Below are 13,796 nucleotides of genomic sequence, written 5' to 3' on the forward strand. Positions count from 1 at the left end.
GAATCATGGGATGATTGGTTGTCCAATTGCCTGACGGCTCCGAGAGGACCCCGCCCCCATGCCGTTGACCTCGCCCCGGCGATCCGCGCTCGTCGACCAGGTGATCGCCCAGCTCCGGAACCAGATCACCTCCGGTGAGTGGCCGGTCGGCTCCCGCATCCCCACCGAGCCGGAGCTGGTGGAGCTGCTGGGCGTCGCCCGCAACACCGTGCGGGAGGCCGTCCGGGCCCTCGCCCACAACGGGCTGCTCGACATCCGGCAGGGGTCGGGCACCTACGTACTGGCCACCAGCGAGCTGTCCGGGGTGATGCACCGCCGGTTCGCCGGGGCCGACCCGCGGGACATCGCGGAGCTGCGCTCGACGCTGGAGTCCTCGGCCGCGCGGCTCGCGGCGGAGCGGCGGACCGCGCGGGACCTCGTACAGCTGGACGCGCTGCTGGCCCGGCGCGAGGAGGCGTGGGCGAGCGGGGACGCGGAGCGGTTCGTCGCGGCGGACGTGGCGCTGCACATGGCGGTGGTGGCGGCGTCGCACAACGAGGTGCTGATCGAGCTGTACGCGGACCTCGGCCACCTGGTGGCGGACTGGCTGCGCGCGGACGTCGGCGCGGTGCTGGATCCCGCTTCGCACGTGGACCACGCCCGGCTGGTCGAGGCGGTCCGGCGCGGGGATCCGGACGCGGCGGCCTCGGAGGCGGCCGGCTACCCGTTCGTCTGTCTCGGCAGGGACTGAGAGCAGGGGGAGGAAGGCGAAGGGGCCGTCAGGGCCGCTCGTGGGTCACCCAGGCCGAGCGGACCTCTTTCCAGCAGCGGCCGGCGAGCTCGACCCGGCCGGCGGGGCCCACGGCGACGGCGGCCCCGTCCCCGTCCAGGTCCCACCAGCGGTCGCACTCCACGTGCAGCCGGATCAGATCGGTCTCGGGGTAGCCGTTGTGACAGTACGCCGTCACCCGCGAGCCCTCGATCTCGGTGTCGCAGTCGGCGCCGAAGAGCTCCCGGGCGGCGGGCGGCGCGGGCTGCGCCGGCGGCTCGGCGGGAATGTCGGCCAGGTTCACGACGGCCCGGTCCCCCGCGAGCCGGTCCGCGAGCCCGGGAACCGCCGCCCCGGCGCCGGAAGCGGCAGCCGGCGCGGCGCCCGGCACGACATCCGACGCGACGTCCGGGACGGCGCCCCGCATGGCGCTCCGCACGGCATCCGAGCCGTCGGGCTGCGCGAAGGCTCCCGGGATCAGGAATCCGGTGAGAACCACTGAGGTGACCAGGAGCGATACCGCTCGGTTCCGCCTCGCGCGCACTCCCGTACCTCCTCCCCGCAGGAGCCGGGCAGATCCCGACGAGGTCAGTTTGCAGGCAAATGTCCGTCTTTTCGACTTGGGCGGATCCCGCCGGAGCGCGCACATCCGATCGAACGGACGCGCCCGCTCCGGGAAACACGGCGGCGGCCGCGGCCCCCGGAAGGGAACCGCGGCCGCCGCCGTACGGACGTACCGGTGCCTCGCTCAGGCACCCATCGCGTGCAGGCCGCCGTCCACGTGGACGATCTCGCCGGTGGTCTTCGGGAACCAGTCCGACAGCAGGGCGACGATGGCCTTGCCGGTCGGCTCCGGGTCGCTCATGTCCCACTCCAGCATCGAGCGGGAGTTCCACACGTCCGCGAGGTCCGAGAAGCCCGGGATGGACTTCGCGGCCATCGAGCCGAGCGGACCGGCCGAGACCAGGTTGCAGCGGATGTTCTCCTTGCCCAGGTCACGGGCGAGGTAGCGGCTGGTGGCCTCCAGAGCCGCCTTGGCCGGGCCCATCCAGTCGTACTGCGGCCAGGCGAACTGCGCGTCGAAGGTGAGGCCGACGACGGCCGCGCCCTCCGCCGGGAACAGCGGCTTGCAGGCCATGGTCAGCGACTTCAGCGAGAACGCCGAGACGTGCATGGCGGTGGCCACCGACTCGAACGGGGTGTTCAGGAAGTTGCCGCCGAGGGCGTCCTGCGGCGCGAAGCCGATCGAGTGCAGGACACCGTCGAGGCCGCCGAGCTCGTCGCGGACGAGACCCTCCAGGCGGGCGAGGTGCTCGTCGTTGGTGACGTCGAGCTCGATCACCTTGACCGGCTTGGGCAGCTTCTTGGCGATGCGCTCGGTCAGGCTCGGGCGCGGCCACGCGGTGAGGATGACCTCGGCGCCCTGCTCCTGGGCCAGCTTGGCGGCGTGGAACGCGATGGAGGACTCCATCAGCACCCCGGTGATGAGGATGCGCTTGCCGTCGAGAATTCCGCTCATGGTGATCAGTGACCCATGCCCAATCCGCCGTCAACGGGAATGACGGCTCCGGTGATGTACGCGGCGTCGTCGGACGCCAGGAAGCTCACGGCTGCCGCGATTTCCTCGGGCTGCGCGTAGCGGGCGAGCGGCACCTGGGCCACGATGGCCGCGCGCTGCTCGTCGGTGAGCACCTTCGTCATGTCGGTGTCCACGAAGCCGGGAGCGACCACGTTGAACGTGATGTTGCGGGAGCCCAGCTCACGCGCCAGCGAACGGGCGAAGCCGACCAGGGCCGCCTTGGAGGCGGCGTAGTTGGACTGGCCGCCCGCGCCCAGCAGACCCACGACCGAGGAGATCAGGACGACGCGGCCCTTCTTGGCACGGAGCATGCCGCGGTTCGCGCGCTTGACCACCCGGAAGGTGCCGGTGAGGTTGGTGTCGACGACCGACGCGAAGTCCTCCTCGGACATGCGCATCAGCAGCGTGTCCTTGGTGATGCCGGCGTTGGCCACCAGCACCTCGACCGCGCCGTGCTTGTCCTCGACCTCCTTGTAGGCCTGCTCCACCTGCTCGGAGTCGGTGATGTCGCAGCGGACGGCCAGGACACCGAGGGCCGTGAGCTCCTGCGGGGGCTCGCCGGACCGGTACGTGATGGCGACCTTGTCTCCGGCCTCCGCGAAGGCTCGGGCGATGGCGAGGCCGATGCCCCGGTTTCCTCCGGTGACGAGAACCGAGCGGCTCAACAGATCACCCTTTCGCTTGGCGGTATGAGTACCGAAAATCTATAGGCCTAATAGGCCATACAAAGAATCCGGCTCCGACAGGGCCTTGCGACGGGCTCTGTCGAGTCCCTACAGAAAGATGTAGGCACATGAGCCCCGAGCGCGACATGATCGGGGCGACCGGCCCCGACCCCGGGAGGAATTCCGTGCCCCATTCCATCGACGCGGCCTTCGCCGCGCTGCCCCTGCGGGCGCTCGCCGACGCGGCGCTCGCGCGGGCCCGCGCGCTCGGCGCCGACCATGCCGATTTCCGGCTGGAGCGGATCCGCAGCGCCTCCTGGCGGCTGCGTGACGCCAAGCCCTCAGGCGGGTCCGACACCACCGACCTCGGTTACGCGGTCCGGGTGGTGCACGGCGGCAGCTGGGGGTTCGCCTCCGGCGTGGACCTCACCATGGACGGCGCCGCCAAGGTGGCCTCGCAGGCCGTGGCCATGGCGAAGCTCTCCGCCCAGGTGATCAAGGCCGCCGGTTCGGACGAGCGCGTGGAGCTCGCCGACGAGCCGGTGCACGCCGACAAGACGTGGATCTCCGCCTACGACGTGAACCCGTTCGAGGTTCCCGACGCGGAGAAGGCGGCGCTGCTCGCCGACTGGAGCTCCCGGCTGCTGGCCGCCGACGGGGTGGCGCACGTGGACGCCTCGCTGCTCGCCGTCCACGAGAACAAGTTCTACGCCGACACCGCGGGCACCGTGACCACCCAGCAGCGGGTCCGGATCCACCCGCAGCTCACGGCCGTCGCCGTGGACGCCACCACCGGCGGGTTCGACTCGATGCGCACCATCGCCCCGCCGGCCGGCCGCGGCTGGGAGTACCTGACGGGCACCGGCTGGGACTGGAACGCCGAGCTGGAGCAGATCCCCGGCCTGCTCGCCGAGAAGATGCGGGCGCCGAGCGTCGAGGCCGGGCGCTACGACCTGGTCGTGGACCCGTCCAACCTGTGGCTCACCATCCACGAGTCCATCGGCCACGCCACCGAGCTCGACCGGGCCCTGGGCTACGAGGCGGCGTACGCGGGCACCTCCTTCGCCACCTTCGACCAGCTCGGCACGCTCAAGTACGGCTCCTCGATCATGAACGTGACGGGCGACCGCACCGCCGAGCACGGCCTGGCCACCGTCGGGTATGACGACGAGGGCGTCGCGGCGCAGAGCTGGGACCTGGTCAAGGACGGCACCCTGACCGGCTACCAGACGGACCGCCGGATCGCGAAGCTGACCGGCCTCGGCCGCTCCAACGGCTGCGCCTACGCCGACTCCCCCGGGCACGTCCCGGTGCAGCGGATGGCGAACGTCTCCCTGCGGCCGGACCCGGGCGGGCTCTCCACCGAGGACCTGATCGGCGGGGTGGAGCGCGGGATCTACGTGGTCGGCGACCGCTCCTGGTCGATCGACATGCAGCGCTACAACTTCCAGTTCACGCAGCAGCGGGCGTACCGGATCGAGAACGGCAGGCTGGCCGGTCAGCTGCGCGACGTCGCGTACCAGGCGACCACCACCGACTTCTGGGGCTCGATGGAGAAGCTCGGCGGCCCCCAGACGTACGTCCTGGGCGGTGCCTTCAACTGCGGCAAGGCGCAGCCGGGCCAGGTCGCGGCGGTCTCGCACGGCTGCCCCTCCGCGCTGTTCCGCGACGTGAACATCCTCAACACGACGCAGGAGGCCGGCCGATGAGCACGCTTTCGAACGGACGCACCAAGCCGCACGAGATCGTCGAGCGGGCCCTGGAGCTGTCCACCGCCGACGGCTGTGTCGTCATCGCCGACGAGGAGTCGACGGCGAACCTGCGCTGGGCGGGCAACGCGCTGACGACGAACGGCGTCACGCGCGGCCGGACCCTGACCGTCATCGCCACGGTCGACGGCAAGGAGGGCACGGCCTCGGGGGTCGTGTCGCGCTCCGCCGTCACCGCCGCCGACCTGGAGCCGCTGGTACGGGCCGCCGAGGCGGCCGCGCGCGGGGCCGGCCCGGCGGAGGACGCCCGGCCGCTGGTCACCGGGACCCCGGCCTCCCCGGACTTCACCGACGCCCCCGCCGAGACCTCCTCGGCGGTGTTCGCGGACTTCGCCCCGGCGCTCGGCGAGGCCTTCGCCCGGGCCCGCGCGGGCGGGCGGGAGCTGTACGGCTTCGCCAACCACGAGCTGGTCTCCACGTACGTCGGGACCTCGACGGGGCTGCGGCTGCGCCACGACCAGCCGAGCGGCACCCTGGAGCTCAACGCCAAGTCGCCCGACCGGCAGCGCTCGGCCTGGGCCGGCCGCTCCACCCGGGACTTCAAGGACGTGGACCCGGCCGCGCTGGACGCGGAGCTGGCCGTACGCCTGGGCTGGGCGGAGCGGAAGATCGAGCTGCCCGCCGGGCGGTACGAGACGCTGCTGCCGCCGACGGCCGTGGCCGACCTCCTGATCTACCAGATGTGGTCGGCGGCGGCCCGGGACGCGACGGAGGGCCGGACGGTCTTCTCCAAGCCCGGCGGCGGCACCCGGCTCGGCGAGAGGCTGTCCGAGCTGCCGCTGACCCTGCGCAGCGACCCGCACGCGCCGGGTCTGGAGTCGGCGCCGTTCGTGATCGCGCACAGCTCCGGCGACGACGCCTCGGTGTTCGACAACGGCCTCCCGGTCCCGGCGACCGAGTGGATCCTGGACGGGGAGCTCAACCGGCTGACCACGACCCGGCACAGCGCCGCCCTGACCGGGATGCCGCTCTCCCCCGGCTTCGGGAACCTGATCCTGGACGCGGGCGGCGAGAAGTCGCTGGAGGAGATGGTCGCGAACACCGAGCGGGGTCTGCTGCTGACCTGTCTCTGGTACATCCGCGAGGTGGACCCGGCGACGCTGCTGCTCACGGGCCTGACCCGGGACGGCGTCTACCTGGTGGAGAACGGGCAGGTCGTCGGCGAGGTCAACAACTTCCGGTTCAACGAGTCCCCGGTGGACCTGCTCTCACGGGCCTCGGAGGCCGGCCGGACCGAGAAGACCCTGCCGCGCGAGTGGAGCGACTGGTTCACCCGGACCGCGATGCCCGCACTGCGGGTCCCGGACTTCAACATGAGCTCGGTCAGCCGCGGCGTCTGAGTCCGCCCCCGCCCCACCTAGACTGGCCGGGACAGCTGTTTCCCGGATCCCTCAGAAGGAGACCCAGAACCGTGACGGACATCGTCGACGAACTGAAGTGGCGCGGGCTCTTCGCCCTGTCCACCGACGAAGAAGCGCTGCGCAAGGCCTTCGCGGACGGTCCTGTCACCTTCTATTGCGGATTCGACCCGACCGCCGCCTCGCTGCACGTCGGTCACCTGGTGCAGGTGCTCACCGTGCGCCGGCTCCAGCAGGCCGGGCACCGGCCGCTGGCGCTGGTCGGCGGGGCCACGGGTCAGATCGGTGACCCGCGGCCCACCGCCGAGCGCACCCTGAACGACCCGGAGACCGTCGCGAACTGGGTGAACCGGCTGCGTTCGCAGATCGAGCCGTTCCTGTCCTTCGAGGGCGAGAACGCGGCGGTCATGGTGAACAACCTGGACTGGACGGCGGGCCTGTCCGCCATCGAGTTCCTGCGGGACATCGGCAAGCACTTCCGCGTCAACAAGATGCTGACGAAGGACTCGGTCGCCCGCCGGCTGGAGTCCGACCAGGGCATCAGCTACACGGAGTTCAGCTACCAGCTGCTCCAGGGCATGGACTTCCTGGAGCTCTACCGCCGCTACGGCTGCACCCTCCAGCAGGGCGGGTCCGACCAGTGGGGCAACCTGACGGCGGGTCTCGACCTGATCCACCGCCTGGAGCCGCACGCGAACGTGCACGCGATGGCGACGCCGCTGATGGTCAAGGCGGACGGCACCAAGTTCGGCAAGTCCGAGAGCGGGGCCGTCTGGCTGGACCCGGAGATGACCACGCCGTACGCGTTCTACCAGTTCTGGCTGAACGTGGACGACCGGGACATCTCCACCTACATGCGGATCCTTTCCTTCAAGACCCGTGAGGAGCTGGAGGAGCTGGAGGCCCAGACCGCCGAGCGGCCGCAGGCGCGCGCCGCCCAGCGGGCGCTTGCGGAGGAGCTGACCACGCTGGTGCACGGCGCGGACCAGTGCGCCGCCGTGATCGCCGCCTCGAAGGCGCTGTTCGGCCAGGGCGACCTGGCCGAGCTGGACGAGGCCACGCTCGCCGCGGCCCTGTCCGAGCTGCCGCACGCCCAGGTCGCCGAGGCGGGTCTGGTCGTGGACCTGCTCGCGGAGACGGGGCTGGTCGCCAGCAAGTCGGCCGCGCGCCGGACCGTGAAGGAGGGCGGCGCCTACGTGAACAACGTGAAGGTCGCCGCCGAGGACGCGGTCCCCGCCAAGGAGGACCTGCTGCACGGGCGCTGGCTGGTGCTGCGCCGCGGCAAGAAGAACCTGGCGGCGGTCGAGGTCACCGGCTGACACCGACGGTACGGCGCGGGGGCCGGTTCGGACGCTTCGTCCGGCCGGCCCCTTCGCTGTGCCGCGGTCGCGGTCGCCGTCGCGACCGGGCCCCGGTGGTGAGGTGCCCGGTGCTAGGCCGTCCGCTTGTTGCCCCTGACGGCCATGTACGCCATCTCGCCCAGCCCGACGATCAGGACGGCTCCGGCAAGCTGCAGCAGGTGCCGGATCCAGTCGATGCCCTTGGTGTCCTCCACGCCGATCCACCGCGAGACCGCGTTGCCGAGGAGGGCGCCGACGATGCCGAACAGCGTGGTCAGCCAGATGGGCTGGTGCTGCTTGCCCGGCAGGATCGCCCGGGCTATGAGGCCCAGTACGAATCCGACGATGATCGCCCACAACCATTCCATGTCGAGCCTCCTCGTGGCGCGTGGTGCGCATGTGCGCCCAGCTTCGGTCCGTCCGGCCCGGCACGCATGTCGGCGGCTCCGTTCGGGCTACACCCACCCTCCGCACCGCCGCAGGGGCGGCGTACCGTGGTTGTCACCGGGCCGGGGCGTGTCCGGCGGACGAATCGGGTGGTGGAGCGTGCAGCGGACGAAGCGGAACGGGGCCGAGGTCTTCCGGATCACCGGGGCGCGGATGGGTCTCGCGGAGGACGTGCGCGGACGGCAGCGCCGGTACGTGATCTCGATGGTGATCAGGACGCTGTCGGTCATCGCGACCGTGCTCCTGTGGAACGTGGAGCGTCATGTGGCGATCGTGACGCTCGTGGCGGGTGCCCTGCTGCCCTACGTGGCCGTGGTCATCGCGAACGCGGGGCGCGAGTCGGCGCCCTCGCTGCCCTCGCATTTCATCCCCACGCCTGTGCGTCCCGCACTGGGCGCTGGAAACCTCAAGAAAAGCTCAGATCAATCATGAAGTTCCGGTGCACCGCACCGGGTCCTGCGTGACATACTGCCTACGCGCTCCGCATCCCCCGTCGGAGCGACGGACCGACGCCGGGCAGCTCCCCCCGTGGCTGCTCGGCGTCGCCCTTCCGTTTGTAGGGTTGAGGCCGTGAACTCCCCTGATACGGACACCAACACCCCCACACCCGCCCCCACCTGCTCCGCCAAGGGCTGCCGTGACGCGGCGGTCTGGGTCCTCGCGTGGAACAACCCGACGCTGCACACGCCGGAGCGGCGCAAGACCTGGCTGGCCTGCGAGGAGCACCGTGAGCACCTCTCCCAGTTCCTGGGCGTACGGGGCTTCCTGAAGGACGTCGTGAAGCTCGACGAGTGGGTCCAGCCGGAGGGCTCGGAGCGGCCGTGACCGCGGGACCCTAGCCGCCGATCGCCGACATCGGCCGGTCGGGCTGCAGGAAGGAGGGGTCGTCCAGGCCGGAGCCGGCCTTCTTGCCCCACATGGCCACCTTCCACAGCCGGGCGATCTCCTCGTCCGGCGCGCCCGAGCGCAGTGCCGCCCGCAGGTCCGACTCCTCGGTGGCGAACAGGCACGTACGGACCTGGCCGTCGGCGGTGAGCCGGGTGCGGTCGCAGGCACCGCAGAACGGGCGGGTGACCGAGGCGATGACCCCGACGGTGGCCGGGCCTCCGTCGACGACCCAGCGCTCGGCGGGGGCGGATCCGCGCTCGTCGGCGCCTTCCTCGGTGAGGGTGAAGCGGGTGCGCAGGGACCGCAGGATGTCCCCGGCGGTGATCATGCCGTCGCGCTTCCAGCCGTGCTGGGCGTCGAGGGGCATCTGCTCGATGAAGCGGAGTTCGTACTCGTTCTCCACGGCCCAGGCGAGCAGGTCGGGGGCCTCGTCATCGTTGAGCCCCGGCATCAGGACGGCGTTGACCTTGACCGGGGTGAGGCCGGCCTCGCGCGCCGCGGCCATGCCGTCGATGACGTCGCGGTGGCGGTCGCGGCGGGTGAGGGTCTTGAAGACCTCGGGCCGCAGGGTGTCGAGGGAAACGTTTACCCGGTCCAGGCCGGCGGCCTTCAGCGCCTGGGCGGTCCGCTTGAGGCCGATGCCGTTGGTGGTGAGCGACATCCTCGGGCGGGGCTCCAGGGCCGCGCACCGCTCGACTATCCCGACGAGGCCGGGCCGCAGCAGCGGCTCGCCGCCGGTGAAGCGGACCTCGGTGATCCCGAGCCGGGTGACGGCGATGCGGATCAGCCGGACGATCTCCTCGTCGGTGAGCAGATCCGACTTGCCGAGCCACTGCAGACCCTCCTCGGGCATGCAGTAGGTACAGCGCAGATTGCATCGGTCGGTGAGTGAGACGCGCAGGTCAGTGGCCACGCGGCCGTATGTGTCGAGAAGCACTGTGGGCCCCCTCCCCTGTCCGGTTCCTTCAGAGCTCGCGCCGCTTCGGATGGAGGCTCGCGCTGGTTTCGAGCCTACGCGACGGCCGTGACATGTAGGGGTGCCCGAACCAACGAGAGGCGGCAGGGCCACGTCGTAGGGAAGTACGACGTGGCCACGCCGGGTGTTCGGTGGATCTCTCTCAGGCGCCGGCCCCGGAGGGCGGCTCAGTGGGCGCCGGTGCCCGTCAGCGAGCGGACCTCCAGCTCGGCGAACTTCTGGGGGTCGGCCTCCTCCTTGCTGAGGACGGTGCCGAGCCAGCCGAGGAGGAAGCCGAGCGGGATGGAGATGAGCCCGGGGTTCTCCAGCGGGAACCAGTAGAAGTCGGCGTCCTTGAACATCGAGGTGGGCTTCCCGGAGACGACCGGGGAGAACAGCACCAGGACGACCGAGGAGACGAGGCCGCCGTAGATGGACCACAGCGCGCCCTGGGTGGTGAAGCGCTTCCAGAACAGGCTGTAGAGGATCGTCGGCAGGTTGGCGGAGGCGGCGACCGCGAAGGCGAGGGCGACGAGACCGGCCACGTTGAGGTCGCGGGCGAGGGCGCCGAGGCCGATGGCGACGGCGCCGATGACCACGGTGGACCAGCGGGCGGCCCTGACCTCCTCCTTCTCGGTGGCCTGGCCCCTGCGGATCACGTTCACGTAGATGTCGTGCGCGAAGGACGAGGACGAGGCCAGCGTCAGCCCGGCGACGACCGCGAGGATGGTGGCGAAGGCGACGGCGGAGATCACGGCGAGCAGGATGGCGCCGCCGGTGGAGTCGGCGCCGCCGCCGACGGCCTGGGCGAGCAGCGGGGCGGCGGTGTTGCCCGCCTTGTTCGACTTGATGATCTCGTCCCGGTTGAGCAGCGCCGCAGCGCCGAAGCCGAGGGCGATGGTCATCAGGTAGAACCCGCCGATGATGCCGATGGCCCACAGGACGGACTTACGGGCGGCCTGCGCGGTGGGCACCGTGTAGAAGCGGATCAGGATGTGCGGCAGGCCGGCGGTGCCGAGGACCAGGGCGAGGCCGAGCGAGATGAAGTCGAGCTTGGTCGTCGGGTCCTTGCCGTACTTGAGACCGGGCTCCAGGAACTTGGCGCCCTGGCCGCTGTTCTCGGCGGCCTTGCCCAGCAGGTCGGAGACGTTGAAGTTGAACTTCACCAGCACCAGGAAGGTGATCAGCAGGGCGCCCGCGATGAGCAGGACGGCCTTGACCATCTGGACCCAGGTGGTGCCCTTCATGCCGCCGATGGTCACGTAGAGGATCATCAGGAGACCGACCAGGGCGACGATGGCGATCTTGCCGCCGTCGCTGGTGATGCCGAGGAGCAGCGAGACGAGCACGCCGGCGCCGGCCATCTGGGCGAGCAGGTAGAAGATCGAGACCACGATGGTGGAGGTGCCCGCGGCGGTGCGGACGGGCCGCTGGCGCATCCGGTACGCGAGGACGTCGCCCATCGTGTAGCGGCCGGAGTTGCGCAGCGGCTCGGCGACGAGCAGCAGGGCGACCAGCCAGGCCACGAGGAAGCCGATGGAGTAGAGGAAGCCGTCGTACCCGAAGAGGGCGATGGCGCCGGCGATGCCGAGGAAGGACGCGGCGGACATGTAGTCGCCGGAGATGGCGAGGCCGTTCTGGAACCCGGTGAACTGGCGGCCGCCCGCGTAGAAGTCGGCGGCGCCCTTGGTCTGGCGGCCGGCCCAGACCGTGATGATCAGGGTGGCGACGACGAAGAGCCCGAACAGGGTGATGATCAGCGGCCGGTGCTCGGTGGCCCCGGCGGCCGTCGTGAACTGGAGCGGGGTGAGGGGGGCGCTCATGCTCCGGCCTCCATGCGCTTCTTGATGGCCTCCGCCTTGGGGTCGAGCTGGGCGGCGGCGTGGCGCGCGTACAGCCAGGCGATCAGGAAGGTCGTCGCGAACTGGGCGAGGCCGAGCGCGAGGGCGACGTTGATGTTCCCGAAGAGCTTGGTCCCCATGAAGCCGCCCGCGTAGCTGGACAGCAGGACGTAGAGCAGGTACCAGGCGATGAAGGCCACGGTGAGCGGGAAGGCGAACGAGCGGTGGGCGCGTCGCAGTTCGGCGAATTCGGGACTCTGCTGGACGCTCACGAACTCTTCGGCCGTACTGCTCGCCACGGATGGTCCCGCGCTGCCCGGAGGCGGCGCTGCTTCGGTGGTCACGGGGGGCTCTCCTTGTGACGCGGGTGCGGTGGGGACGACGGACAAAACAACCTCCGTGTGGGGGGACGGTGACGCTGATCCCCCCTGTCAACGGCACGGACGGCGTGTCGGGACGGTTCAACACCCGTTGTTTCTTTGGAAACTGATTTCTCGAACTGATGGCGCGATCACGAACGCGCGCACTAGGTTCACCTGTCATGAACCCGTTCATCGCGGACCGCGCTGGACGGCTTTTTCACGACGGATGATGTGGAGAACCCATGGCTCATCTGGGATCCGGCCGCCGGCGCCTCGCCGTACCGGTCGGCCTGGCGCTCACCGCCTCGCTCGCCCTCCTCCCCGCGGTCGCGGCCTCCGCCGCCCCGCTGGGCAATACGGCGGAGACGGCGAAGGTCTCCAAGCCCGACACCTCGGGCCCGAAGCTCTCGTACGTCGCGAACCTGACCGCGTACGGGACGGTGAAGCAGGCGAAGAAGGCCATCGAGCGGGCCGGCGGAACGGTGGTGACGTCCTACGAGCAGATCGGGGTCGTCGTCGCACATTCCCAGAACCCGGAGTTCGCCAAGCAGCTGCGGGCCCAGCGCAGCCTGTTCGTGTCGGTCGGTGCCACCCGGACGGCCCCGCTCTCGCCGGTGCAGACCACCGAGGAGGGCAGCACGCAGAAGCTGAGCGCGGCCGACGCCGCCAAGGCCGCCGCGCAGGCCACCGCGGGCGAGGAGCCGCTGGAGCCCAACCAGTGGGACCTGCGGGCCATCAAGGCCGACCAGGCCCACAAGATCAACGACGGCAGCCCCGACGTCACGGTCGGCGTCATCGACACGGGCGTGGACGACACCCACCCCGATCTCGCGCCGAACTTCTCCGCGGGCCAGTCCGCCAACTGCGTCGGCGGTGTCGCCGACACCACCGAGGGCGCCTGGCGCCCGTACGCCGACGGCAGCGACCACGGCACGCACGTGGCCGGCACCATCGCGGCCGCGCGCAACGGCATCGGCATCAGCGGGGTCGCGCCGGGCGTGAAGGTCGCCGCGATCAAGGTGAGCGAGCCCGCGACCAGCCTCTTCTACACCGAGGCGGTCGTCTGCGGCTTCATGTTCGCCGCCGAGAAGGGGATCGAGGTGACCAACAACAGCTACTTCGTCGACCCGTGGAACTACACCTGCAAGAACGACGACGACCAGAAGGCGCTGGTGGAGGCCCTCGCCCGGGCGACGAAGTACGCCGAGCGCAAGGGCGTCCTCAGCGTGGCCTCGGCCGGCAACTCGGGGCACGACCTGGCGTCGAGCGCGATCGAGGACACCACCAGCCCGAACGACACCACCCCGGTGACGCGCACCATCGACCCCAAGGTCTGCCTGGACCTGCCGACCCAGCTGCCGGGCGTGGTCACGGTCAGCGCGACCGGTGACCAGGGCTTCAAGTCGTACTACTCCAGCTACGGCCTGGGCGTCGTCGACGTCGCGGCCCCCGGCGGCGACAAGTACCAGGTCCCGGGCACCCCGGACGCGAACGGCCGGGTGCTGTCCACCGTCCCGGGCGGCGGCTACGGCTACAAGCAGGGCACCTCGATGGCCGGCCCGCACGTCGCCGGTGTCGCGGCGCTGCTCAAGAGCGCGCACCCGCACGCCACGCCGTCACAGCTCCAGGCGATGCTCAAGGCCCAGGCCACGAAGGCGGCCTGCCCCGACAAGATCTACGACGGGACGGGCGCGCTGATCGACGCCACCACCTGCAACAGCAAGTGGGGCCAGACCGGCTACTACGGCTACGGCGTGGTCGACGCGCTGAAGGCCGTGAAGTAGACCGGACGGGCGCGACGCGCCGAGGGGCCGCGGGGGACGTTCCCCGCGGCCCCTCGGCCG

The 13,796-nt window shown here is 70.8% G+C and carries 14 protein-coding genes; 7 read left to right on the forward strand and 7 right to left on the reverse strand.

Features of this window, described 5'->3' with window-relative positions; translation table 11 throughout:
• The first annotated feature begins 58 nt into the window (after positions 1–58).
• Positions 59–730: a FadR/GntR family transcriptional regulator gene (locus tag IE248_RS16360; RefSeq protein WP_037797355.1), complete on the forward strand. Its 672-nt coding sequence runs from the start codon at positions 59–61 to the stop codon at positions 728–730.
• A 28-nt stretch (positions 731–758) separates the two neighbouring features.
• Here the strand turns inward: IE248_RS16360 and IE248_RS16365 are convergent, their stop codons facing one another.
• From IE248_RS16365 to fabG, 3 genes are all read right to left on the reverse strand, one after another.
• Positions 759–1,175, reverse strand: coding sequence for a hypothetical protein (locus IE248_RS16365; RefSeq protein WP_229895384.1), 417 nt, complete (start codon positions 1,173–1,175; stop codon positions 759–761).
• Positions 1,176–1,496: 321 nt separating this feature from the next.
• On the reverse strand, positions 1,497–2,267 hold the full coding sequence (gene fabI, locus IE248_RS16370) for an enoyl-ACP reductase FabI (RefSeq protein ID WP_008743222.1): 771 nt from the start codon (positions 2,265–2,267) through the stop codon (positions 1,497–1,499).
• Positions 2,268–2,272: 5 nt separating this feature from the next.
• A complete protein-coding gene (gene fabG / locus IE248_RS16375) occupies positions 2,273–2,992 on the reverse strand; it encodes a 3-oxoacyl-[acyl-carrier-protein] reductase (protein WP_037794840.1) in 720 nt (239 codons plus the stop codon).
• 146 nt (positions 2,993–3,138) lie between these two features.
• Here fabG and IE248_RS16380 point away from each other — a divergent pair, with 146 nt between their 5' ends.
• The 3 genes from IE248_RS16380 to tyrS all read left to right on the forward strand — a co-directional run bounded on the left by IE248_RS16380 (position 3,139) and on the right by tyrS (position 7,438).
• Positions 3,139–4,701, forward strand: a complete 1,563-nt coding sequence (locus IE248_RS16380; RefSeq protein WP_250568414.1) for a TldD/PmbA family protein — start codon at positions 3,139–3,141, stop codon at positions 4,699–4,701.
• Complete coding sequence (locus IE248_RS16385) at positions 4,698–6,101, forward strand: metallopeptidase TldD-related protein (RefSeq protein ID WP_073798847.1); 1,404 nt, start codon at positions 4,698–4,700, stop codon at positions 6,099–6,101. Before IE248_RS16380 ends, IE248_RS16385 begins: the two co-directional genes overlap by 4 nt.
• 71 nt (positions 6,102–6,172) lie before the next feature.
• On the forward strand, positions 6,173–7,438 hold the full coding sequence (gene tyrS / locus IE248_RS16390) for a tyrosine--tRNA ligase (RefSeq protein WP_100583372.1): 1,266 nt from the start codon (positions 6,173–6,175) through the stop codon (positions 7,436–7,438).
• 113 nt (positions 7,439–7,551) lie between these two features.
• Here tyrS and IE248_RS16395 read toward each other — a convergent pair whose 3' ends face one another.
• On the reverse strand, positions 7,552–7,827 hold the full coding sequence (locus tag IE248_RS16395) for a GlsB/YeaQ/YmgE family stress response membrane protein (protein WP_073798849.1): 276 nt from the start codon (positions 7,825–7,827) through the stop codon (positions 7,552–7,554).
• Between the two features lie 178 nt (positions 7,828–8,005).
• Here IE248_RS16395 and IE248_RS37395 point away from each other — a divergent pair, with 178 nt between their 5' ends.
• Both IE248_RS37395 and IE248_RS16405 read left to right on the forward strand, forming a co-directional pair.
• Positions 8,006–8,338, forward strand: a complete 333-nt coding sequence (locus tag IE248_RS37395; RefSeq protein ID WP_008743228.1) for a DUF3099 domain-containing protein — start codon at positions 8,006–8,008, stop codon at positions 8,336–8,338.
• Between the two features lie 138 nt (positions 8,339–8,476).
• Entirely contained in the window at positions 8,477–8,731 is a 255-nt protein-coding gene (locus IE248_RS16405) for a hypothetical protein (protein WP_190031055.1), read from the forward strand.
• Between the two features lie 10 nt (positions 8,732–8,741).
• On the opposite strand, the gene moaA is transcribed toward IE248_RS16405, so the two are convergent.
• The 3 genes from moaA to IE248_RS16420 form a co-directional block, all read right to left on the reverse strand.
• A complete protein-coding gene (gene moaA, locus IE248_RS16410) occupies positions 8,742–9,731 on the reverse strand; it encodes a GTP 3',8-cyclase MoaA (protein ID WP_008743230.1) in 990 nt (329 codons plus the stop codon).
• A gap of 206 nt (positions 9,732–9,937) precedes the next feature.
• A complete protein-coding gene (locus IE248_RS16415) occupies positions 9,938–11,572 on the reverse strand; it encodes a monocarboxylic acid transporter (RefSeq protein ID WP_190031056.1) in 1,635 nt (544 codons plus the stop codon).
• The gene (locus IE248_RS16420) at positions 11,569–11,934 is read right to left on the reverse strand and encodes a DUF485 domain-containing protein (RefSeq protein WP_008743232.1); all 366 of its coding nucleotides are present in this window, start codon (positions 11,932–11,934) and stop codon (positions 11,569–11,571) included. Before IE248_RS16420 ends, IE248_RS16415 begins: the two co-directional genes overlap by 4 nt.
• 260 nt (positions 11,935–12,194) lie before the next feature.
• Here IE248_RS16420 and IE248_RS16425 point away from each other — a divergent pair, with 260 nt between their 5' ends.
• Positions 12,195–13,736 (forward strand): S8 family peptidase, encoded by a 1,542-nt coding sequence (locus IE248_RS16425; protein ID WP_073798852.1) that lies wholly within the window; start codon positions 12,195–12,197, stop codon positions 13,734–13,736.
• Positions 13,737–13,796: the final 60 nt, after the last annotated feature.

The organism is Streptomyces goshikiensis, from assembly GCF_014650555.1.
Taxonomy (GTDB): domain Bacteria; phylum Actinomycetota; class Actinomycetes; order Streptomycetales; family Streptomycetaceae; genus Streptomyces; species Streptomyces goshikiensis.